The sequence below is a fragment of the Brevibacillus sp. FSL L8-0520 genome, assembly GCF_037963895.1.
Classification (GTDB): domain Bacteria; phylum Bacillota; class Bacilli; order Brevibacillales; family Brevibacillaceae; genus Brevibacillus; species Brevibacillus borstelensis.
The window spans coordinates 3,852,707-3,875,925 of the sequence record NZ_CP150171.1 but is presented as its reverse complement, the minus strand read 5'-3'; the positions used below and the strand labels follow the sequence as shown (position 1 = coordinate 3,875,925).

General features: G+C 53.0%; 22 protein-coding genes. 16 read left to right on the top strand and 6 right to left on the bottom strand.

The window, feature by feature from the left end; genetic code table 11:
- The first annotated feature begins 35 nt into the window (after nt 1-35).
- The 5 genes from queF (at nt 36) to NSQ24_RS19335 (ending at nt 5,415) form a co-directional block, all read left to right on the top strand.
- Nucleotides 36-467, top strand: coding sequence for a preQ(1) synthase (gene queF / locus NSQ24_RS19355; RefSeq protein ID WP_003389056.1), 432 nt, complete (start codon nt 36-38; stop codon nt 465-467).
- 108 nt (nt 468-575) lie between these two features.
- Nucleotides 576-977 (top strand): hypothetical protein, encoded by a 402-nt coding sequence (locus NSQ24_RS19350; protein WP_003389057.1) that lies wholly within the window; start codon nt 576-578, stop codon nt 975-977.
- Nucleotides 978-995: 18 nt separating this feature from the next.
- Nucleotides 996-1,934, top strand: a complete 939-nt coding sequence (locus NSQ24_RS19345; protein ID WP_003389058.1) for an AEC family transporter — start codon at nt 996-998, stop codon at nt 1,932-1,934.
- Nucleotides 1,935-2,038: 104 nt separating this feature from the next.
- Complete coding sequence (locus tag NSQ24_RS19340; RefSeq protein ID WP_172920257.1) at nt 2,039-2,854, top strand: stalk domain-containing protein; 816 nt, start codon at nt 2,039-2,041, stop codon at nt 2,852-2,854.
- 485 nt (nt 2,855-3,339) lie between these two features.
- On the top strand, nt 3,340-5,415 hold the full coding sequence (locus NSQ24_RS19335; RefSeq protein WP_243014053.1) for an ABC-F family ATP-binding cassette domain-containing protein: 2,076 nt from the start codon (nt 3,340-3,342) through the stop codon (nt 5,413-5,415).
- A 244-nt stretch (nt 5,416-5,659) separates the two neighbouring features.
- Here the strand turns inward: NSQ24_RS19335 and NSQ24_RS19330 are convergent, their stop codons facing one another.
- Nucleotides 5,660-6,826, bottom strand: coding sequence for a tetracycline resistance MFS efflux pump (locus NSQ24_RS19330; protein WP_003389061.1), 1,167 nt, complete (start codon nt 6,824-6,826; stop codon nt 5,660-5,662).
- Between the two features lie 163 nt (nt 6,827-6,989).
- Here NSQ24_RS19330 and NSQ24_RS19325 point away from each other — a divergent pair, with 163 nt between their 5' ends.
- The 6 genes from NSQ24_RS19325 to NSQ24_RS19300 all read left to right on the top strand — a co-directional run bounded on the left by NSQ24_RS19325 (nt 6,990) and on the right by NSQ24_RS19300 (nt 11,249).
- Nucleotides 6,990-7,391, top strand: coding sequence for a hypothetical protein (locus NSQ24_RS19325; RefSeq protein WP_311068141.1), 402 nt, complete (start codon nt 6,990-6,992; stop codon nt 7,389-7,391).
- A complete protein-coding gene (locus NSQ24_RS19320; RefSeq protein WP_024983872.1) occupies nt 7,382-7,585 on the top strand; it encodes a YqgQ family protein in 204 nt (67 codons plus the stop codon). Before NSQ24_RS19325 ends, NSQ24_RS19320 begins: the two co-directional genes overlap by 10 nt.
- 225 nt (nt 7,586-7,810) lie before the next feature.
- Entirely contained in the window at nt 7,811-8,419 is a 609-nt protein-coding gene (locus NSQ24_RS19315) for a phospholipid methyltransferase (protein ID WP_081924435.1), read from the top strand.
- 3 nt (nt 8,420-8,422) lie between these two features.
- A complete protein-coding gene (locus NSQ24_RS19310; protein WP_243014054.1) occupies nt 8,423-9,040 on the top strand; it encodes a DedA family protein in 618 nt (205 codons plus the stop codon).
- A 15-nt stretch (nt 9,041-9,055) separates the two neighbouring features.
- Nucleotides 9,056-9,757, top strand: a complete 702-nt coding sequence (locus tag NSQ24_RS19305) for a response regulator transcription factor (RefSeq protein ID WP_003389068.1) — start codon at nt 9,056-9,058, stop codon at nt 9,755-9,757.
- Nucleotides 9,741-11,249: a HAMP domain-containing sensor histidine kinase gene (locus NSQ24_RS19300; protein ID WP_003389069.1), complete on the top strand. Its 1,509-nt coding sequence runs from the start codon at nt 9,741-9,743 to the stop codon at nt 11,247-11,249. The genes NSQ24_RS19305 and NSQ24_RS19300 overlap by 17 nt, the downstream gene beginning before the upstream one ends.
- Before the next feature lie 13 nt (nt 11,250-11,262).
- Here the strand turns inward: NSQ24_RS19300 and NSQ24_RS19295 are convergent, their stop codons facing one another.
- On the bottom strand, nt 11,263-11,700 hold the full coding sequence (locus tag NSQ24_RS19295) for an NUDIX domain-containing protein (RefSeq protein WP_003389070.1): 438 nt from the start codon (nt 11,698-11,700) through the stop codon (nt 11,263-11,265).
- 16 nt (nt 11,701-11,716) lie between these two features.
- A complete protein-coding gene (locus NSQ24_RS19290; protein ID WP_003389071.1) occupies nt 11,717-11,878 on the bottom strand; it encodes a hypothetical protein in 162 nt (53 codons plus the stop codon).
- A 173-nt stretch (nt 11,879-12,051) separates the two neighbouring features.
- On the opposite strand from NSQ24_RS19290, the gene tkt reads away from it, so the two are divergent.
- The 4 genes from tkt to ltrA all read left to right on the top strand — a co-directional run bounded on the left by tkt (nt 12,052) and on the right by ltrA (nt 19,547).
- Nucleotides 12,052-14,058, top strand: coding sequence for a transketolase (tkt, locus tag NSQ24_RS19285; RefSeq protein ID WP_003389072.1), 2,007 nt, complete (start codon nt 12,052-12,054; stop codon nt 14,056-14,058).
- A gap of 613 nt (nt 14,059-14,671) precedes the next feature.
- Nucleotides 14,672-17,197 (top strand): PBP1A family penicillin-binding protein, encoded by a 2,526-nt coding sequence (locus NSQ24_RS19280; RefSeq protein ID WP_171506728.1) that lies wholly within the window; start codon nt 14,672-14,674, stop codon nt 17,195-17,197.
- A 100-nt stretch (nt 17,198-17,297) separates the two neighbouring features.
- Nucleotides 17,298-17,642, top strand: a complete 345-nt coding sequence (locus NSQ24_RS19275; RefSeq protein ID WP_003389074.1) for a hypothetical protein — start codon at nt 17,298-17,300, stop codon at nt 17,640-17,642.
- Between the two features lie 606 nt (nt 17,643-18,248).
- Nucleotides 18,249-19,547: a group II intron reverse transcriptase/maturase gene (ltrA, locus tag NSQ24_RS19270; RefSeq protein WP_024985477.1), complete on the top strand. Its 1,299-nt coding sequence runs from the start codon at nt 18,249-18,251 to the stop codon at nt 19,545-19,547.
- A gap of 273 nt (nt 19,548-19,820) precedes the next feature.
- On the opposite strand, the gene NSQ24_RS19265 is transcribed toward ltrA, so the two are convergent.
- A complete protein-coding gene (locus tag NSQ24_RS19265) occupies nt 19,821-21,233 on the bottom strand; it encodes a L,D-transpeptidase family protein (protein WP_339166405.1) in 1,413 nt (470 codons plus the stop codon).
- A gap of 63 nt (nt 21,234-21,296) precedes the next feature.
- Here NSQ24_RS19265 and NSQ24_RS19260 point away from each other — a divergent pair, with 63 nt between their 5' ends.
- Nucleotides 21,297-22,025 (top strand): AAA family ATPase, encoded by a 729-nt coding sequence (locus NSQ24_RS19260; protein ID WP_003389078.1) that lies wholly within the window; start codon nt 21,297-21,299, stop codon nt 22,023-22,025.
- Nucleotides 22,026-22,045: 20 nt separating this feature from the next.
- On the opposite strand, the gene NSQ24_RS19255 is transcribed toward NSQ24_RS19260, so the two are convergent.
- Both NSQ24_RS19255 and NSQ24_RS19250 read right to left on the bottom strand, forming a co-directional pair.
- The gene (locus NSQ24_RS19255; RefSeq protein WP_031933143.1) at nt 22,046-22,921 is read right to left on the bottom strand and encodes a YwqG family protein; all 876 of its coding nucleotides are present in this window, start codon (nt 22,919-22,921) and stop codon (nt 22,046-22,048) included.
- 77 nt (nt 22,922-22,998) lie between these two features.
- Complete coding sequence (locus NSQ24_RS19250) at nt 22,999-23,193, bottom strand: hypothetical protein (RefSeq protein WP_003389080.1); 195 nt, start codon at nt 23,191-23,193, stop codon at nt 22,999-23,001.
- Nucleotides 23,194-23,219: the final 26 nt, after the last annotated feature.

Sequence of the window (23,219 nt, the reverse complement as noted above, 5' to 3'; positions counted from 1 at the left end):
TTCCCGATCACACACAATAAAAATGGAAAGGACCGATGAAGGAAATGGCAACAGTGGAGCACAATCACAGCAAGTACAACAGCATTCGTTTTGATACACAGGATGAATCGGCGATTCTGGTCGACATTCTCGAGACGATTCCGTACGAATATGTGGGAAAGCGTACCGAAATCATGATGCCTACGAATGAATTTACATCTGTTTGTCCGTGGTCGGGTCTGCCAGACTTCGCAGACCTGAAAATTTATCTCGTGCCAAATGAAAAGCTGATTGAGATGAAGTCGCTGAAGTACTATTTGACCTCGTACCGCAATGTCGGAATATATCAGGAGCATGCGACGAACCGGATATTAAACGATCTGGTGGCGTGCTGCGATCCGCTGTACATGCGCATCGTCGCCGTCTGGAATGCGCGCGGCGGCCTTGGAACCGAAGTGGTAGTTGAGTATGTGAAGGAAGAAGCGTAAAATAAGGACGAGTATCATTGCCCCCGTTCGTTTTGCACGGGGGTACTGTTATATATGAACATCACTTTGTCGTCATTATTTTTGTCGCAAATAAAGGAGAAGAACAGCATGCTAAACGATTGGCGGATGTATACGGATGCGAGCGGCCAGGACCAGAATCACATGGGCTGGCATGAAGTATTGAAGGAAATCGCCCAGTTGAACGGTACGTCGAGGACGCTGGTCCATGCCGCATACGGCGATCATGTCGACCTGGTGGTAGCCGGCGGTAATCAGGGCCAAATTCTGGTCCAGTGGAAAGAGCATGAGCCTGAGGCGCGCCATTACGTTTTGACCGCCGACAAGCCGGCCGGAACGATGAGCACCTTGACGATCGAAGGGGCGGATGTTTCTTTTCCGGCTTCCTGGTGTATCGAATTGGAACAGGCCATACCTGTATTGGGCGATCTTTTGCGTACCTGCGAAAAAGGAGAGCCGTCGGGACTGACCTGGATATCGGTGGAGATGTAGCAAGGGAGGCACTCATATATGGAAATATCGCTGCTGCTCCAATCGATTCTGCTGATGGCGGTGATCATTGCGATTGGAAGTGTGATCGGATATCGTCAACCGCTGACGGGGGAATCCCGTCAGCTCATCATCACGATTATCGTCAACGTGGCTATGCCGTGCATCATTTTGGACGGGGTGTTCCAGACGCCGATCGACAGCCAGACGATGACGCAAATTGTTATCATTTTTGGTATTTCCGTACTATTGAATTGTCTCGGCATCCTGCTCGGTTGGCTGGGGGCGCGGACCTTGCCTTTGCCGGAAAAGAAACGGCGCGAGATGGCGATTCTCTCCGGATTGGGGAATACGGGCTTTATCGGACTCCCGCTCTGCGCGGCGCTGTTCGGGCCAAAAGGCGCGCTTTTGGCAGCCGTATTTGATGCGGGGGTGGACGTCGTGATGTGGACCGTAGCGGTAATGATGCTCCAGGAAAAAGGGGCCTTTAGTCTGAAAGGCTTGAAGGCGATGGTCAATATTCCGATGATCGCCATCGTTCTCGGACTGGGAGCGGCCATGGCGGGATTCATGCCTCCGGAGCCGGTCAAGCATCTGGTCGGCACGCTGGCAAAGCTGGCTTCTCCGCTTGCGATGATGTACATAGGGATGCTGCTGCCGCTGCTGCTCAGGAAAAAGCCCCATTTCTCACTCCCGGTTCTGGGCATGCCGCTGACCTTCAAGCTGATCGTCTTTCCGCTGTCCGCTGCTTTGCTGCTGTCCGTTCTCCATTTGGATGGGGAGATTACCCGTGTCGCGATCATCCAGGTAGCGATGCCGACGCTGACGATGGCATCGATCCTGTTCGCGCGATACGCGGCAGATGAAGAGATGGGGGCGATGACGACGGTTTTTTCGACCCTGCTGGCCCTCGTTTCCATCCCTGCTGTCATCATGGTGGGTAATTTTTTCTTGCGATAACGGGCACTCTCCTTCATGAAGATTGTTTTGATTGATTGTGAAACGTTTCATGGCGATACACAGTCAAACAAGGTAAACCGGCTGTATTAATGGAGGAATTGAACATGAGAGGAAAACGTGCAATCGCTTGTTTGATCGGGCTTCAACTTTTGATGGCAGTACCTGTGGGCGCTGCGGGGAATGCATCCGGCAACGCAGCCGCCAGTCCGGCAAGCAACACACAAATTTCCGTAAACGGGCAGGCTTTGCAGTTGAAGCAGCCAGCCATCATCATCGACGGCCGTACGTATTTGGCGATTGAAGACATGGCGGGCATCCTGCAAGCAAAGTGGCAAGCCAGCAACAATCAAAAAGAGGTCGCTGTCACTCTGCCTGACGGAAAGACTATCTCCTTTCAGATAAACACGAAGCGGGTCGCTGTCGACAACAAGTGGTCGGAGATCGACCAGGGCGCGATTCTCCACAACAAGCAAATGTATGTGCCGCTCAGATGGATGACGGAGAAAAGCGGGTACGAGTTGAAATGGAATCCCCAAACGAGGACGGTGGAAATCGTGGCGCCAGTGGGAAATGAAGAGTTCAAGCAAGTGGACCTCGCTTCGCTGAGCGAGGACGAAAAAGCGTTTGTCCAGCAGGTAAAAGGGACGCAGGGCGTGCATCAAAAGGGTGATTTGTACGTGATCGCCCGCGGTCAGGCGCCCAACCCCGGTTACGGCATCGAAATCGTGAATACGGAAATGAGCTGGGAGCAGCTGAAGGTGTACGTGAAGCTGACCAAGCCGGAGCCGGGCCGGATGTATGCGCAAGTGATTTCGTATCCGTTTATCGTGGCCAAGGTTAAGCTGCCGCCGTATACAACGCTGCTCGTGCTGGATGCCAATACGAAAAAGCCGTTGTTTGAAGGGGCGCAAGGGATGTAATCCGGAATTCGGTCAAGCAATGGGTGTCAGAGCAGGCGATTGCCCCACACGGGATCAGCCGGCCTGGCCCTCTTTTTTGAAGCGAAAGCCGACAGGTTTGCCGTATTCAATTTAAGCGGCTGCCCAGTTGTCTTTCCAAAAAGAGTCGTGTATAGTGAAAATATTGGAAAATGCTCATCCTCAGGAAGGAGGTGCAGGTACGTGTTTGGAACCGTTCAAGCTTGGTTTGTTGTGGAAACCAGCAGTATGACACATGATTTTTTGCTCCAAGGGGGAAGTCTGCCCTTTTTTGGTCATACAACCGAACGGAACAAAACAGGCGTACCCTGCATCGATACTTGCAACCGCAGGTGACAAGGCGAACTGAATCATAGTTCGTCAACCACCTTATCTTCTACACGCAACCGATGCCGCAGGTTTATGCCTGCGGCTTTTTGCTGTTTTCATTTACATTTCAAGTGAGCCGACCTGAGGAGGAAAAAATCATGATCGTCGTTTCTGCACAGAACATTCATAAAGGCTATGGAGCAAACCCCGTACTGGAAGGGGTAACGCTGGAGATCAAAGCAGGAGAGCGGGTCGGCTTCGTCGGCCCCAATGGAGCGGGAAAAACTACGCTGTTCAAGCTGTTGGCCGGATTGGAGCAGCAGGATCAAGGAGAGCTGTTTAGGGCAAAGGGAAGTGTCTGGGCCTATTTGCCGCAAAACCCGCAGTACCCGGAAAATTGGACGGCACAGGACGTGATCGCCAGCGCTTTTGCGGATGGTCTCCGCTTGCAGCAGGAGATCCGGGAGCTGGAGCGGCAGATGAGCCTCGTGACCGCAGAGGACCGCGATCTGGAGCGGCTGATCCATCGCTATCAGCAGAAGCAGGAAGCTTTTGAGCAGTTGGGCGGATATACGTGGGAGGTCCGCATGGCGCAGGTGATCGAAGGCTTGGGCATCGAAGAGTGGCTGCTGTCAACGCCGTTCGTACAGTTGAGCGGCGGAGAGAAAACGAAGGTCGGCCTTGCCAAGCTGTTGTGCGAGAGAAGCGATGTGCTGCTTCTCGATGAGCCGACCAACCATTTGGACGTAGACGCCATGGAGTGGCTGGAGGGCTTTCTCAAAGACTACGCAGGGACAGTCCTGTTGATCTCCCATGACCGTTTTTTCCTCGACGCCGTCGTCACGTCGATTTACCATGTGGACGGGGGCGAGGTGGAGCATTATCTGGGCAATTACAGCTATTTTGTCACGGAAAGGGAAGAGCGGCTGCTCCGCCAGTTCGAGGCTTACCAGGAGCAGCAGAAAAAGATCAAGAAAATGCAGGAGACGATCAAGCGCTTGAAGGAGTGGGGAAATCGTTCTAATCCGCCGAATGAAGCGTTTCACCGCCGCGCCAAAAGCATGGAAAAAGCGCTGGCAAGGCTGGAGCGGATCGAACGTCCGCGGATGGAAGCAGAGCGGATGGGACTGTCCTTTCAAAAGACGGACCGCAGCGGCCAGGATGTCCTAATCGCTTCCGGACTGTGCAAGTCATACGGGGAGAAATGCTTGATGAATGGGGCCGATCTGCTGCTCCGATACGGTGAAAGAAAAGCTCTGCTTGGCCCTAATGGCTGCGGGAAATCGACGTTTATCAAAATGCTGCTCGGGGAGGTAGCCCCCGACAGCGGCACAGTCAAAGTGGGAGCCAGCGTCAAGGTCGGATACCTTTCACAGCAAGCGCTGGAAGGCGATCAAAAGCAGAGAGTGATCGACGTTTTCCGGGAAACAGCAGCCGTCTCCGAAGCGGAGGCGCGCCACCGTCTTGCCCGCTTTCTCTTTTACGGCGAGCATGTGTTTAAACGAATCGGCCAATTGAGCGGCGGAGAGCGCATGAGACTGCGCCTTGCCCAGCTTGTGCACCAGGAGATCAACCTGCTCATTCTCGATGAACCGACCAACCATCTGGACATCGAGGCGCGCGAAACGCTGGAGGAAGCGCTGGCTGACTTCCGCGGGTCCTTGTTCATCGTCTCGCATGACCGCTACTTTTTGCAGAAAATGGTAAACGGTGTTTTCTGGATCGAGGAAGGCAGGCTCATGCACTATGAAGGCACGTTCCAGGAGGCGGTCGAAAAGAGAAAGCTGGAGAAAGAAAAAGAAAAAGAGCGAGAAAGAGGCTCTTCGAGACAGGGCCGTCCAGGAGCGTCGGCGATAAAGGCGAATGAAGAAGCGAAGCCTGGCTTGGGCCAAACACCAGGAGCAGGAGCCAAAACCGAGAAGCAAGACACGTCCGCGATCGCTACCGAAACACGTCCGCTTCCAAATGAAAATACGATGCCCGAAACACCACCCTCTATGGCAATTCAGCAGCCATCGCCGCAGTCTTCTCCCAAGCGAATCAATACGTATAAGCTGGCGGAGCTGGAGCGGCGGATCGAGACTCTGGAAGCAAGACGGGATGAATTCTTGCAGCTTTTGTCGCAAGGCTCCGATGACTATACGCAATTGATGGAGTGGCAGTCCGAGCTGGAAGCAGTGGAGGCAGAAAGAGAACGGCTGTATCTGGAATGGCTGGAGATGCAGGAAGGCTGACTCCCTGATTCGGAAGAGAAGGGGCTTGTGAGTTCCCAGGTACGGAATCCATTTGGTTCCGTACCTTTTGCAACCTTTTGCCATACGTGCTGTAAGAGAGATTTGGAGAGGGGGAATGCATGTGTGGTATTCGCTTGACTTACATCCTCTTCAATTATGCTCACAAACAATAAAAAGCAAAGCACATTCCCGAAAAGGACGGCTTTGCTTTTTATTGTTTTGTAACTAATGAAATTCAGCCTGATCACGCTTCTGCCCGCTCCGGCAACCGGTGGTACCTTGTCCGGAACAACACCAGCATGATGACCATCAGCACCCCTCCGATGATGAACGGCCCGCTGGCAAACCATCCGTAGACGGCGCCGCCGGCGAGCGGACCGAGGATGCGGCCGAGACTGTCCATCGAGCTGATCGCGCCGCTCGTTACGCCCTGGCCCTGTGAGGTGCGCTGTGTAATCATGGCAGTTCCGGTCGCCCGAATCATGCCTTGTCCGGCTCCGAACAGCGACAGTGTCAAAGCCAGTGTCCAGAAGCTGGCGGCGAGCGGAATCGTGAAGAAACCGATGCCGTACAAGGCAAGCCCGATCGTCAGGACGAGCGGCTCGCCCAGCCGCTTCACCAGTCTCCCGATCAGTCCGCCCTGGACAAACGCGGAGATGATCCCCATGACGAGAAACATGTACCCGAGGTCCTTCGAGGTAAATCCGTACAGGTGATTGATGTAGAGGGCAAAGGTGGTCTCCAGGCCGGAAAAGGCAAAGGAGACGACAAACATGATGCCGTACATCAGCGACAGGGGACCGAACAGGACGGAGAAGACATTTCCCTTTTTTTCGCGTGTTTGCCCTGTCCGCTTTTCCTTTGGCAAGCTTTCCGGGAGCGCGAATAAGATGATAAGGAACGTCAAAAAAGCCACACCGCCCGAAGCAAAAAACGGAACGGAGAAACCATACGGACTGAGGAATCCGCCGATCGCCGGACCGAATACAAAGCTCAGTCCGATTCCGGCGCCAATCACCCCCATGCCTTTGGCGCGTTCATCGGAGGGAAAGACATCGGCCACCATCGCGGTTACGGTCGGCAATGCGGCAGCCGAGACGATGCCTCCAAGAATCCGGTATGCAAGCATTTCTGTATAGGTATCCGCTATCCCGAACAGGATAAACGTGATGGAAAAGCCAAACAGGCCAAACGAGATCAGAGGCTTTCGTCCGATGCGGTCCGAAAGCGCCCCCCAGATGGGAGCAAACAGCAACTGCATGACGTTGTAGCTGGCGAACAAGATTCCGATTTGCAGGGAAGAAGCGCCAATGTTTTCGGCAAAGTACGGCAAAATGGGTATGATGATGCCGAACCCCAGCATGGTGAGGAAGGCGATCAGAAACAGTAAGGGGAGGTACTTCTTTTTCACAAACACTTACCTCTTTCCGGCAAAAAATGTGATGCTGTTTCCACCTTACGTGAACGGTCGGATGAAGTCAAGCAAGCCCAAGGGACGAGTGGGCCAAGACATGGTATACTGTTGAAATGACATGAAATCGTCATAGGAAGAGCAATCGACGTAGGAGTGTTGAATGATGTCTACCGCCATGATGGTATACCTGGCCTGGCAAGAGGATGACTGGCTGGATGAAATTCTCGACCGCTTCAGCGAGGTTCGGGCAATGGTCCCCAACGCCAAGACGTTTCGCTTGCTGAAGGAGGAGAAGGATTCGCAGCAGATCGACCGATATGTCATCGTCCTGAATGCCGCCTACGAGCAAGAGGAGTGCCGCCAGTTTTTGCAGCAGTGGGAAGCGGACGGCCGATCCGCCCACGACTCGCTCTACATCGTAGGGTTGAAGCCGGATGAACAGGAAAGCTGGCAACGTGCTTATCCGCAAGCGAACATTATCGTGATTACGGGATTTGCTGTCGAATTCGACTACGATTCCGTATTGTCGCAGATGGAATCCGATCTGGAGGGATCGCGTTGAACGGACGTGAAGGATTTGACCTGCAGTCTTTTTTGCGGCGGTTTAGCCTCTTCATCTATACCGGAGATCCGGAAGGTGATCTGATCTTGCTCGAAGATGAGATTCGCGAGCTGTACCAGCTTGGCATGATCGAGAAGGAAGAAATGTTCGAGGCTCTTGGAGCGCTAAAGCAGCACTACAAAAAACGGATATAGCCCTTGCTGCCTGCAACCGCCGCTTTTTTTGCCCTGCCTGCAGGAAAACGGCCATTCACTTTCGGATCATAGGAGCGTTTGTTGCGAGAAAGAGGATTCGGTATGGAAGAGCCGAGTCCTCTTTTTTGCTTGCTGAACATATCTTCAGAAAATCTTAAGTTTTTTCCTCTCTTTTTGCTAAGGAATTCCGGGTAGGATTAGGGCAGTGAGAGGAGTGACGGAAAGATGAAAAACACGTATGAAAGAGTAGGGTGTCTGGAGCCGATGCTTGCGCCGATTACCGACAAGCTGGTCTTTGCCGCCCGCTTCCTTTCTTCTCCGCAGACTGTGGGCAGCATTGTCCCAAGCTCTCGCCAGCTAACGGAACGGATTTTGTCACCTGTGGACTGGGAACGTGCTGCCGCTGTAGCGGAGCTGGGAGCAGGAACAGGTGTTTTTACAGACGCGATTCGAAAGGCAAAGAGAAAGGATTGCCAGGCGCTCATTCTGGAGCAAGATGATACCATGCGGGAGAGGCTTGTCCGCCGCTACCCCGATCTGCTTTTCAGCGATGACGCCAGGAAGCTGACACAAGCGATGGAGGAGCACGGCATGGGGCAGTTGGACGCGGTGATCAGCGGCCTACCCTTTGCCAACTTTCCTCAAGGGCTTCGCGATGAGATACTGGATCAGGTGGAGGCTGCGCTGAAGCCGGGAGGCGTCTTTGTGCAGTTTCAATACTCCTTGCAAATGAAAAAGCAGCTGGAGAAACGCTTCGGAAGAGTGGCAATCCGGTTTGTGCCGTTTAACTTTCCATGTGCCTTCGTTTATGTATGCCAAAAGAGGGGGGGATAAGTCATGGAAACGGATATGATTACCAGCATGGTTGCCCAGTACGGGTATCCCGCGCTGTTTCTCTCCCTGTGGCTGGGGATCGTGGGAATGCCGATTCCCGACGAAGTGATCGTGATGACAGCCGGAGCGATTACGGCTCAGGGCTGGCTCCAGCCGGTTCCGGCGTTCATCGCGGTCTATCTCGGAGTCGTCTCGGGACTGTCGCTCGGATATTTTCTCGGGTACCGGGTGGGAGCGCCGATTCTGCGGTGGCTCGCGCGAAAGCTGAACGGAGAAAAGTACCTGAAAAAGGCGGAGGGGCTGCTTGAGCGCTACGGGAATGGCGCGATATGCCTCAGCTATTTTTTCCCCGTCATTCGCCACGTCGTCCCTTATCTGGTCGGGATTCAACGGATGTCGCTGCGCCGCTATGCACTGTACTCGCTGCCTACGGGCTTTGTCTGGACGCTCAATTACTTCATGGCCGGCCGCCTGTTCGGCACTCATCTGGAATCGATCACAGAAGGTGTCCAAACCTACGGGTGGATTACTTTATGTGTGCTTGCGCTGTTCGCGGGGCTGTACGTGGTAATCCGCCAGCGCAAAGGGACACGCGTGTTTTGGGGGCAAAAGGAACAGTAACAGGAGGAAGAGATTGTGGAAGAGATAACGATTCTGGTCGTGGATGATGAGGAAGAGATCCGCAATCTGATCGCGATTTACTTGCAAAACGAAGGCTACCGCGTGCTGAAGGCGGCGGATGGTGTGGAAGCGCTGGAGATGCTGAGGCGGGAAGAGGTTCAGCTTCTCATCCTCGACGTGATGATGCCCCGCATGGACGGAATCCAGGCGTGCCTCAAAATCCGCGAACAGCAGCATCTGCCGATTATCATGCTTTCGGCCAAGTCCCAGGATATGGACAAGATATACGGGCTCAGCACCGGCGCCGACGACTACATGACAAAGCCTTTCAATCCGCTGGAGCTGATCGCTCGGGTCAAGTCCCAGCTGCGCCGTTACCTGAAGCTGAATCAAGTGAGCGCACTGCGGGAGGACGAGCTGGAGATCGGCGATCTGCTGATCAATACGGCTACCCGCGGGGTCAAGGTCAGCGGCCGGGATGTCAAGCTGACGCCGACCGAATTTGCCATCCTGGAGCTCCTCGCCCGTCACCCGGGAGTCGTCTTCAGCACGGAGCATATTTACGAACGGGTATGGAAAGAGTCCTTTGGCCAGTCAGACAACACGGTGATGGTGCACATCAGGAAGCTCCGCGAGAAGATCGAGGAGGATACGCGCAAGCCGAGGTACATCAAGACCGTTTGGGGAGTTGGATACAAAATTGAGAACGCTTTTTAGGTGGCTGTCGCCGATTCGCTGGATCAAGACGGCGTACAGGTGGACGAAAACGGGGTTCTTTTTCCTGGTGGAATACTGCGAGCGGAGTCTTCGCTTCCAGTTGATCCTGACCTTTTCCTTTTGCATATTGGCAGCTGTTCTGGCGTCCTCTGTTGTCAATTTGCTGACAGAGGATATGTACCGCAGGCCTTACGTTGATTACAGCTACAGCATGGAGTCCATGGACTGGGAGACACGGGATCTGGCGAGACGAATCCAGGAAGGGGAGGTTGAAGACAACCAGTACCTCCAGGAGCTGATGAATCGCGCGCAGGAGCTTCGCGGCGTGCAAATGCTGCTGGTCGATCTTGACGGCAAAGTGCTGATGAAATCGTCGAGAGCGACAGAAAGCCAGGTTGATCTCTACTCGGTGATCAGCAAAGCGATGGAGCTTCGCAGCGGCCAAAATTGGCAGGGGGAGCGCCAGGAGTTTACGGCATTTTACCCGGTTGAGCTGAACGGACAGAAAGGGTATGTGATCGCCCGGGGAATTCCGGAGGCCACGATTCAATATCAGGTCGAATTTAACGGCTTTGTGCCGTTCTCATTCGTTTTGGTCTTTTTTTATCTGTTTTACCGCTTTACAAAGCGAAAGACCGGATACATCGAAGAGCTGGCCGCGAGCTTGCTGGTCATCTCGCAAGGCAAGCTCGATCATCGGGTAAACGTACGGGGTGAGGACGAATTGGGTTCGCTTGCGCGGAACATCAATCGCATGACAGAAGAATTGCAGGAGAATATCGAGCGGGAGCGGCGGGCTGAGCGGACAAAAGCCGAGCTGATCACGAATGTCTCCCACGATTTGCGGACTCCGCTCACATCGGTCATCGGGTATTTGCGGCTGCTTCGGGACAACGCCGGAAGCGAGCAGGAGCGCAGCGAATACACCCGGATCGCGTATGAAAAAGCAGAGCATTTGAAGCGGCTCGTGGAGGACTTGTTTGAATACGCCACACTGAGCGGGCAGGGTGTCCAGCTACATCGGCAGCATGTCAGCCTGACGGGGATGCTGGAGCAGCTAGTCGAAGAGTACGTGCCTTTAGCGGAGGAGCAGCAGCTGACGTTTTGCAAGAAGCTGCCGGCGGATCGCATCTACGTGAGCGTCGATCCGGAAAAATTTGTCCGCGTGCTGGAAAATCTGTTCAGCAACGCGATCAAATACGGGCACAAGCCTGGCAATATCGACATCTCTCTTATGAGAGAGGGAGAAGGAGTAAGACTGACGGTCGCCAACAAGGCAGACGATCTGTCCAATGAGGATCTCAGACGCATGTTCGAGCGTTTTTATCGGGTCGAAAAATCCCGTTCGCGGAAAACGGGAGGAACGGGATTGGGGCTGGCGATTGTCAAAAGCATCGTGGAATTGCACGGAGGAAGCATCCGGGCAGAGCTTCAGGAAGGGATTCTTTCCTTTCACATCTGGCTGCCAGCGGATGCTCAAGAGGCGCGGTAATCCGCGTCTTTTTTCAATTCCAGCCAAAGCTGTCAAACCACTGATTGTTCTGAAAGTTGGCGATAGCCTGTCGAACATACGGGATGACGTTGTCCGGCAGCTCGCCTGTATGGGCCCAGCGCAGCTCGTCGCATTTGTCCGGCTCAGCATTGACGATGGAGCCTGTCCATTTTTCTGCAGCGAGAAAAAAGTCGATCCTCTCGTCCAGCGACTTGCGGTGCATGACGCCGACGACGCGCAAATCCTCCGGGGCAATCTCGATGCCTGTCTCCTCCCTCGCTTCGCGAATGGCGGCAGACTTCACTTCTTCGCCGCCGTCGAGATGACCGGCAGGGACGCTGTAGTTGCCATCCTCGTAGCCCGTGTTGTAGCGGCGCAGCAGCAGGATTTCGTCACCACGGAGCAGAAACAGATGAACCGCTGCAGGCAGTGTGTAGCGTTCTTTTTTCATGCCAGTCTTCCTTTCTTTATTCCCTGGAATCATGGGTAGGTTGATGCGTTTCCGCCGCTTTTTGCTTCAGGTACTTGTCCCTACGGCGCAGAGCAGGCGAGGTGACCATGGCGTACAGCAGCATGCCTACTCCGGCAAGGCCGAGAATGATCCCGATAGTCAAGTATCCCATATGCATGAAAATGCCCTCCTTTTTTCAGCCCCAGGCATGATTGTCTCCTTGAACTGTGATATAATTTGATGAGTTGTTTTTGGCAAGGGAAGAAGGTATTTCAGGCGATCTGCCGGCTTGTGCCGGACGCTTGGATCACCCCGAAAATCTCACATAAAAACGCAGGGAGGCTCCACTTGATGACTCAGCACACGTCTGTTGATCAACTGGCAATCAACACCATCCGAACGTTGGCGATCGACGCGATCGAAAAGGCCAATTCCGGTCACCCGGGCATGCCAATGGGTTCAGCGCCGATGGCTCATGTTTTGTATAGCCGTTTTATGAAGGTGAATCCGCGCAACCCGCAGTGGGTTGACCGCGATCGCTTCGTGCTTTCGGCCGGACATGGCTCTATGCTATTATACGCGATGTTGCACCTGATGAAATACGATGTTTCTCTGGAAGACCTGCACAACTTCCGCCAATGGGGAAGCAAAACGCCTGGGCACCCTGAATTCGGGCATACGCCTGGGGTGGATGCGACCACGGGTCCACTGGGACAAGGGATCGCGATGGCTGTCGGCATGGCGATGGCCGAAAAGCATATGGCGGCTGTCTACAACCGCGAAGGCTTCGACATCGTCAACCACTACACGTACGCGATCTGCGGCGACGGCGACCTGATGGAAGGCGTGTCCAGCGAGGCATCTTCTTTGGCAGCCCACCTTAAATTGGGCAAAATGATCGTTCTGTACGATTCCAATGATATTTCTCTGGACGGAGAGCTCTCCCTGTCTTTCTCGGAAAGCGTGGCGCAGCGCTATCAGGCGTACGGCTGGCAATACCTGCGCGTCGAGGACGGAAACGATCTGGCCGCGATCGAAGCGGCAATCGCAGAGGCGAAGCAGGATTTGGATCGTCCGACGCTGATCGAGGTAAAAACCGTCATCGGGTACGGAAGCCCGAACAAGAGCGGCTCCAGCAAATCGCACGGCGCTCCGCTCGGCAAGGAAGAGGCGGCATTGACCAAGCAGCAGTACGATTGGAAATATGAAAATGAATTCCACGTACCGGAACAGGTAGCCGATTTCTACAGCAAGCTGGCAGAGGCGGGAGAGCAGGCAGAAGCGGCTTGGCGCGACCGTTTTGCCGAGTATGCCAAAGCATATCCTGAACTGGCCGAGCAATTCCGGACGGCTGTGGAGGGCAAACTGCCGGCTGGCTGGGACAGCCAAATGCCTGTTTACGAGGCTGGTGCGAAGCTTGCTACCCGCGCGGCATCCGGTAGCGCGATCAACGCCCTGGCGAAAACCGTTCCATTCCTGTTCGGCGGATCGGCTGACCTGGCGTCTTCCAACAATACACTGATCAAAGAAGCAGGCAACTTCCTGCCGGGTACCTACGAAGGCCGGAATATCTGGTTTGGAGTCCGCGAGTTTGCGATGGGTGCTGCTTTGAACGGGATGGCCCTGCACGGCGGCCTGAAGGTATACGGTGCGACGTTCTTCGTCTTCTCCGACTACCTGCGACCTGCTATCCGCCTGTCCGCACTGATGAAACAACCAGTCATCTACGTCTTTACGCATGATTCCATCGCGGTTGGCGAAGACGGCCCGACTCACGAGCCAATCGAGCAATTGGCGTCTCTGCGCGCGATTCCTGACCTGACTGTACTGCGTCCGGCTGATGCTGTCGAGACGAACGAGGCATGGAAATACGCCGTATCCCGCACTGACGAGCCGGTCGTACTGGTCCTGACCCGTCAAAATCTGCCGGTCATGGCTGAAACGCTCGAAAAAGCGGCAGAAGGCGTAAGCAAGGGAGCCTACGTGTTGGCCGATGCGCCAAACGGCCAGCCGCAGCTGGTCTTGATCGCGACCGGTTCCGAGGTGTCTCTGGTCATGCAAGCCCGCGAAGCACTGGCAGAGCGCGGCATTCAGGCTCGCGTCGTTTCCATGCCGAGCTGGGAGCTGTTCGAGCGCCAGCCGCAGGAGTATCGCGACGCAGTCATCCCGCCTGCTGTCAAAGCGCGCTTGGCTGTCGAGATGGGCTCTCCGCTCGGCTGGGAGCGCTATGTCGGCGACGGCGGCAAAGTGCTCGGCATCAATATGTTCGGGGCGTCCGCTCCGGGCGAGCGCATCATGAAAGAGTACGGCTTTACTGTCGAGAACGTGGTGGCAGAGGCGGAAAAGCTGCTCAAATAACGAGAATCATACGAGGCTGATTAAACTCTTTTTGTACATTGCAAAAAAGGAGGCAGTCCCTTGTGTCTAAACAGACATAGGGCTGCCTCTTTGATATTGAAACGAACCGAATCATATAGGATTGCAGTGCTTTTTGTACAACTTTCAACTATTCAATAAAGTAGTACATGATCTATAGTTTTCTTCTCCACCAATTCATTTAACAGTCGTTCCCGAACCTGAAACATTCAAGAAGCTTTATTTTGCATGTGCCAGACCCGCCTTTTCTTCCTGGGTGATCACAAGCCCAACCTTCCATTCACATTCATGCTTCTTAGCCAAATCTAGTCATTAGAGTTTATTTCTATATGTTGAAAACGGAATTACTATACAATAAGCTATTTTAATATGATTGAACTATGATTAAACTATTCGAGTCTTGCTATCTGATTTGAGAAAATCAAGTTGCAAGGTAAAACTTTTCTTCCCCTTGGCTAAACAAGGAATTTATTACCTAAAAAATTTTTTTGTTGCATAGTCATGAAGTAAAAAAATACTGACTAATGTAGACAGGAAACTTTTTTTGTTCCTATCCGTCTAAAAAGGTGGGAGAGAAAGAACTAGGAGGTCAATTATGGCAGCAAAGGCTAGACAACGGGTTAAAAAGAAAAATAAGATGCTATTGTTTGCCGTTTCCTTTGTCATTTTTTTGTTTCTGAGCGTTATTGGAGGCTACTTCTCCCTGCTGTATGCAGGGGAAAAAATGATCGATACAACGAAACTCGAAGATCTGAAAGCTGAACCGTCCATTATTTATGACAAAAACGGTAAAGAAATGATGAGCCTGGTAAGACAAAAAAATAGTGACTACGTTCCTTTTAGCCAAATTTCACCAATGCTGATAGATGCTTTGTTATCCGTGGAAGACAAACGGTTTTATGAACACAAAGGGATCGACATGATTAGGATTGGCGGGGCCATTATCAATGATATTCAAAAAGGATCATTGGCTGAGGGAGGAAGTACGATTACTCAGCAATTGGCTCGAAGAGTGTTCCTTTCTCTTGAAAAAACATTTTGGAGAAAAACGAAAGAAGTAAGCATAGCTATTGCACTGGAACGCAACTACTCCAAAGACCAGATTCTGGAGATGTATTTGAATCAGATTTACTTTGGAGAGGGCGTGTACGGTGTAGGAGATGCAGCTAAATTATACTTTGATAAAAAGCCTTCTGATCTAACAATTTCAGAAGCAGCAATGCTCGCAGCCATACCGAAAGCTCCGTCTACGTATTCTCCATTTGCCAATCCGGAAAAGGCAAAGGAAAGACGGGATACCATTCTGCGATTAATGTACGAAGATGGGCACATCACGAATGAGCAAAAAGAAAAAGCGCAAGCGGAACCACTCCCAAAAGAGCATAAAAATACAACGGAAAATAGCTCAAAAAACGTAAATCGGGCATTTATCGACTACGTCTTCCGGGAAGCAGAAGCCCGCTATAATGTCACAGAAGAAGAGCTTTACCGCGGCGGCTGGTCCGTCTATACGACATTGGAGCCCAATATACAGGACGCGATGGTCAAGGCGTACGCAAACGAGAAGAACTTCCCCAAACCGGGACCGAAGCGTGCTGTGGAGTCTGCAATGGTCGTCGTCGACGCCAAGAACGGAGGCATCGCCGCATTGATGGGCGGCCGCAATTACACGGCCAAGGGCTTTAACTACGCGACAGACATGGCCCGTCAGCCAGGTTCGTCGTTCAAGCCGCTTGCCGTCTATGCGCCTGCAATCGATACGGACATCCACAAATGGAACGCGCACTCTATGCTGTCCAACAAGCGCCAGAGCTTCAACGGCTATGAGCCGCGCAACTACAACGGAAAGTACAGCGAATCCATCAGCATGATGAGGGCGCTGATCAATTCCGACAACGTCCCGGCCGTCTGGCTGCTCAACGAGATCAGCGTGAAGACGGGGATGAACTACATCGAGAAGTTTGGCATTGAGCTGTCGCCGGATGACCGCAACCTGGCCATCGCCCTCGGAGGATTGAGCAAAGGTACCTCCCCGCTGAAAATGGCCCAGGCGTACACCACCTTCGCCAACGGCGGGGTGATGGCCGAAGCGCATATCATCGAGAAGCTGGAAAACAAGCGGTCAGGTGTGGAACACGTCTTTGAAGCGAAAGAAAACCGGGTACTGAAGCCGGAAGCGGCATGGGAGGTTCACACGATGCTGGAGCGTGCCGTCCAGGAAGGTACAGGACGCGCGGCAAAAATCTCCGGTCGCCCTGTAGCCGGGAAGACAGGTACGACGCAGTCCATCGCTGGAGACAGCGGCGTAAACAAAGATGCATGGTTCGTCGGCTATACGCCAGAGTACGTAGGGGCCGTCTGGATGGGCTTCGATCCTGAAGACAAACAGCACTTGATGCGGCAAGGAAGCAGTTTGACCGCGAAAATGTTCTCCATGGTGCTGGGAGAAGGCCTGAAAGGCGTCAAGTCCCGCGGCTTTGAGCCTCCGGCCGGTATCCAGAGGCAGCAGGAGGAAGAAAAAGAAGAAGTCCTGCCTGTGCAGCTCGCTGCCGACATGACGCTGGATGAAGATAAGCTGAAGGTCGTGCTCAGTTGGATCGGCGGAAGCCCGGATTACACGTATGATGTTTACCGGTTCACAGACAACCCGGAAAACCGGGAGAAGGTCGCATCGGGATTGCGTGAAATGTCCTATGTAGATACGCTGAACGGTCCGACGATGTACAAATATATCGTAGTTCCGCGCGATGCGGACGGCGAAGAGAAAACGCCGTCCAACGTCGCCGAAATAAACATGAGCCAACTGGAAAACCTTTTGCGGGAAGGCGAGCATCATGATGATGGCCAGATGCAGGACGGTGACATTCCGATTGACGGAGGCATGGATAACGGCGAGTGGCCTGGACAGGGCAATGGCAACGGAGGTAACGGCCAAGGCAACGGTAATGGCGGAAACAACGGCAACGGAAACAACGGACAGCCGGATGGCCAGCCGCCTGTGGCGCCGCCAGACATTGTACCGCCTGGGGAGGGGGACTCGCAGTCTCCGCCCCAGGGAATCGAGCTGCCGCCTCCTCCCGACCAGGGCCAGCAGCCGGGTTCTGACGGTTTCAACGGCTAGAATGCAGACACTTCCAAACAATTGACGCTCGTACAACTATTTTCACGTCATGGCACACGTGGTACAATACATGTAAATCGGGAGACAGGAGGGACTGTCCATGAAAGACTTCACACAGGAGAATTTACAAGTATTTTTCCGGGAAAAGCTACGTGGTGCCAAAGTGAACTTTGAACGTGCTCTCGACTGTAAACACACCGATTTTGACGACCTGTACCCATATATGAATGAGCAACCGCAGTTCTTCTGGTACAAACGCTATGTCGCTTGGTCGGAGCTATTGACAGTCGTTCGGTTGGCGGAAGAGCTGGGGATCGAGTGGAAGGATGAATTCAACGAGCAGCAGGTAGAATTCATCACCGGCAAGGTTCTGCAGGGCAAAGTGCTGGATCAATGGCATCCAGAGACCGAGCCGGAGGAAACCCTTAGCAACGTGGAAGAATAAGTACTGGTTGCAGCTTTATAAACAACAAAAGCAATATCCTTATAAATGAAGTACGCGCTCTCACAACGGGAGCGCGTCTTTTTGTGTGGAGCGTGCCCAGCAAGCCGTTAATTGCTAGTTGGTGAAAGTCCAACCGAGGCAGGAGCCAAGTCACCTCGTAGCTGACAGGCAACTGGTGGAGAAATCCTAAGGTTGAAGCCCTGTGACAAAGTAACTCGAAAGAGTGCGAGCAAATCAGCAGGCCGTAACATAAAGTGAATCCTGCAGCCTCGTTAAGAAAGACCACCGAGAGGTGGACAAAGGGAAGCCGAGCTTGTTTCATATGGGCGAAGGCCAAGGACGGTGTGGAGAACTTGGAATACAGCACCTATGAATCCCTCGGGGTATGGGGAGCGGTATGTTGAGAAAGTAGTTAACGGAACTGGGGAGACCCTACTCTGCACGCCCCGTCAGGAGCGTAAAACGGAAACCTATAACCGTAAGGGAAGTGGTGGATGGCAGAGAGGGAGTCGGAGGGGTTCATAGTACCGATGAACATAAGGACAACACAACCTTATGGAGGGAAGGAGCCCTGCTTTGTTCACGGGTCGAAGGAGGTAAGAGTGAGTGAATGCAAGTAAACTTGCTAACTACACCGATGTAAAAGCTCGACAACTTTGGACAACCCTATATCTTTGTGCCAAGGCAAACTCAAAACGGCGATTTCATGCCTTGTATGACAAAATCTACCGCCCGGATATTCTAGCGACAGCTTGGAGGAGAGTAAAAGCAAATAAAGGGAGCGGAGGAATCGACGGACAATCCATCGCACAGATTGTGGAGGAGTATGGGGAGAGCCGTTTTCTTAACGAGATCTATCTAGATTTAAAAGAAAAGCGGTATCGTCCACATCCGGTTCGTCGAACTTACATCCCTAAACCGGATGGCAAGAAACGTCCACTCGGCATCCCGACGATCAAGGATCGGGTGGTCCAAATGGCTACTAAGCTAGTCATTGAACCGATCTTTGAAGCTGATTTTCGGGACTGTTCTTATGGCTTTCGGCCAGGAAGAAATGCTCACCAGGCAATTGCACAGATACGCAAAGCAAGCAAGAGGTGTTATTGGGTCGTAGATGTTGACATTAAAGGGTATTTCGACAACATCAACCATGAGAAGTTGATGAAACTGGTCGAAATGAGAATCAGCGACAGACGTGTTCTGAAACTTATCCGACAATGGCTGCAGGCTGGGGTCATGGAAAATGATCAATTCCATGAAACAGAACTGGGAACTCCGCAAGGAGGGGTAATCTCGCCTCTTCTTTCAAACATCTATCTAAACTACATGGACACCATTTGGGAAAATCAATTCTCCCATCTTGGCACACTTATCCGCTATGCGGATGACTTCGTTATCATGTGCAGAACCAAACAAGAAGCATTGGAAAGCATTCAAGTGCTGATGGCTATTCTAAACAAGCTGGAGCTTAGTCTCAGTAAAGAGAAATCTAGACTCGTTAATATTTGGGACAATTCCACTGGGTTTGACTTTCTTGGGCTGCACCATCGCAAATTCCCCGTGTTCAACAAAGGGGGGAGCAAGGTATTTGCTATGTCTCATGTACCAGCTAAGAAAGCAATGAAGGAAATGAGACGTAAAATTAAGGAATACACTGCACCAAGGAACAAACTGTTTCTGTCTCTAGAAGAGCTAGTGAAAGGGCTAAATCGCAAGCTAAGGGGGTTCAAGAACTACTACTTCATCTCGCCCATCGCCAAACGATGGGCAAGACGGATAGACTGGTATGTGATTGAACGCCTTACAATCTTCTGCAACAAGAAAAGAAGCAAGCGGAATAAACATGCCGGAAAGCTGAAGGTCATACAAAACACGCAGGGTAGTTTATTGAAATTAGCCGGATAAAGTAAGCCGAATGCCAAAGAAAGAAGAACATCGGAAAGCCGTATGAGGGAAAACCTCACGTACGGTTTGATGAGGGGGAGCTGAAATGAGCAAGGCGACCATACGGTCGCCCGAAAGTTTCAGTTCTCTACTCTACAAGGAATCGGTTGGCTCTTATACTTTTCTCAGCGTCCAACCTCTGAAACACTTCTTGAAATCGCTGCTTTGGGAAACGGCTTTCGCTTTTCCTCCCAATATTTGCAGCGTAACATTCCCATGCAAGCCCCGTCCTACTCAATGAAGCCAATGATAGGTGACCCCGCGTGTCTCTTCCTCCGGCCCTGCCGCCAGGACGTAAGGGCCCGGATTAGCCCATTGCGATACGGGCGGTGTTCGGTCGGAGATGATGACCTCAGTTCCTGTCGCGGCGAATGTGTACAGCTCCTCGACATCCGGATTGTGCAGGCGGATACAGCCCAGCGACATAGATTTTCCGATGCTGTCAGGCTGATTGGTGCCGTGAATCGCATAGCCGTCCGACTGAAATACGAGGCCGCGTGAACCGTATATATGGTCATGACCCTCGGGGCGGTTTATCTTTTTTTGAATCGTAAAATACCCCTCCGGCGTGCTGCCGTTTTTTCCGATGCCGATCGGATATCGTCTGACGACGTGCGGGCCGCTGGCAAGCGTCATCGTGTGCCCAGCCTGATGAACCTGAATCTGCAAGGGCTGAAGCGGGATGAAAGGCTCGGGGTAGCCCTGCAAGGGAAGGACGTTCTGCATGCTTTCCCAGGCCGATTCCGGGCGAAAAAGAGCAGGATAGTACGGCCAGGCCGTCAGACCGCTCGCGGGAGTCGGGACAGGCACCTCCGGCAGCGAGTTGGCCGGGTACGAACCGGCGAGACGGTCCAGTGATTCAGGCAGGTAGCCTTTTTGCTGATACGTACGGTACAGCGCATTCCGCAATATCAGCACCTGCTCCAGTGCCCGCTGTTCCTCTGCCAAGGCCGACCGGGCATTTTGCACGGCAGGCTTGTCCAGACAATCGCAAGCCTGATCGAACCAGACGTCCTGCAGTACCGTCCGGCTGACAGGGTCGTAACGCAACAGGCCGCGCACCTCAGCAGGCCGATAAAACAGAAGCGGAGTAAACAGCGGTGCTCCAGCCACCTCAGGAACAGCCAGCACGATGTACGGCTGCTTCAAGGAGGGACGTCTTGCGGCCGCATAGGCTTCGACTTGACTCCGCAATTGCGAGCGGCTCACATTTCCCGGGACCGCAATCACTTCGACATGGGGCCGCTGCAGGTGAGCAGGCACAACACTCTCCGGGGAGGCGCTCTCCTTCGGCTCGGTGAGCGGACTTGGCGAATAGACAAACTGTCCGAATAAAAAAAGCAGGGAGGCGAGCAAAAGGCGCGTTGTTCGCTTCCACATGGTCCTTCGACGTTTCCGCAGCAAATCATGATACGCATCCCGGAGCTGCTCCGAGAAATCATCGGCAGGCAGGTGCAGCCCGTGCCGATACGCCTCCAGAGCCTGGTCCTCGTTTCCCAGGCGCTCCCGTTCCATTCCCAGGTGGTACCACCCTACAGCCAGGTCTGGATGGTTTTCAGTGAACCAGCGATAGAAGGAAAGGTCGGTCCGATCTGGATATGTAATATGGTATGAACTTTTTTCCTGGAGAAATTGAACCTTGTTCACGAAAAACCCTCCCTATTGGAAATATCGGCCAGTTCAGGGAAAATGGTGAGAGGGGGCGAGAAAATGATCTATCTGCGAACCATCTACTTGCTGAGAGAACGCTTTTTGACAAAGACAGGCTATCCGTTTTCACTGCCTGCCTACCGGGAGCTGGAGCGCATCGATCTGACAAGCAGTGTCACGTTTTTGGCAGGGGAGAACGGCTCAGGAAAGTCCACTTTGCTGGAAGCAATTGCGTATCAATGCGGGTTTCATACGGCCGGAGGCTCACGCGCGAACTCCTACCACGTCGATCGGGCGGAAGCGGCATTGGGTGATTATATCCGCCTTTCCTGGATGCCGAAAATGACGGACGGATTTTTCCTCAGGGCGGAGAGCTTTTATCAGTTTGCCAGCCATATCGACGAGGCAGAGCGCATCGAGCCAAACGGTTACCGTGCGTACGGCGGCCGTTCCCTGCACGAGCAGTCGCACGGGGAGTCGTTTCTTTCGCTGTTTGCAAACCGTTTCAACGGAAAGGGCATTTACCTTTTGGACGAGCCGGAGGCGGCATTGTCCCCGATGCGGCAGCTAGCCTTTCTGTACCTCATGATGGATTTGGTGAAAGAGGGGGCGCAATTTCTCATCGCGACACATTCGCCGATCCTGATGGGCTTTCCCGGAGCGACGATTCTAAGCTTTGACGAATCGCCGCTGGCGGAAGTTCGCTACGAAGAGACGGAACATTACCAGTTGACGAGAAGGTTTTTGGAGAATCGCAAAGCGTTCTTGGAGGAAACAAAACCGGATTAAAACATAAACATGCTGCAAATTCAACCGCCCTGCACGTCGCAAACCACGCGAGAAAAATCAAGCCGCTCCAGTGCGTCCTGCTCAATCCAGAAGTAGAGTCGGCCCACGTCTTCCCACATCATGCCGGTTTTGTCGTCTTCCGAATCCACCTGGAACAAAAGACGCCACTGCGAAGCGCGGGCCAGCAAATCCTCCTCGCTTTTCCGGTCTGCACCCTCAAGCAGGCGAACGCAGTGGACCTGCATGTCTCCCTGCATCGCGTCGGGGCAGCCCAGCAGACGGTTTTTCATATCATCGGGATGCTGAAATTTCTCGTCGAAGCGTCTGCCGAAAACATCCCAATACAGATCATAATCCTCCCGGTTAGTGCTCCAGCTCATGCCAAGCCCGGCGATGTCTGCCGACTCTCCGGGAGGAATCGTCCATTCTGTTAAAAACGATACGGAGGCGGGGGAGAAGACGGCTTCGGGATCGCAATCCTCCAGCTCTTCGGGCGGCGCTGTACGAATCAATTCGATACCGGCAGTATCAGGTACGTAAAGAACCTTTGCCGTTTGATGGGTATCGTAAAAACCTTTGACTCCATACATGGCGGATGCGGCGTAGAAAAACAGCAGCAGGCCCTGCTTGGGCAAGATCGGGTCAGCCAGCGGCGGCAGCTCGGCGAGATTGATTTGGGCGATAAAGGAGAGCGGATAGGACCTCCAGTACGGCCAACTCTCCCCGGCCGGTAGATCCGGCATGCCGCCGATTTTGGAAGCGCCAGAGGGGAGTGCATGCTCGTCCGGGACTTTCTGTGTGAATATTCGGTAAGATGGGCGGATCAACGGCTCGAATTTGTCGGCGTAAGCGTCAAGTCCGGATTCACGAAAGAGCGTGAGAATCTCGTGTTTCATCTTCATACATCCTTTCGGGGATAGGTAGATGCTCCCTTATGAGCAGATCCTCGCCTATGGGGAAGCGGCACTAACGGCTACTCTTTGCTGGACCGTTCCTTGAGCAAGTGGATGAGCATGTCCAGTTTCTCGTTTCGCGCCTGATCGTTTTTCGTCTTGTCCTTCATAAACCGGATGATACAAATCAGAAAGTATAGAATAAATCCGAACGATGCCAGCGTGATCAGCACGGGAATGAACGTAACAAGCGTAGGGACTCCAATAGTATGCATGTCTTCTCTCCTTTTCTCTGCATAAA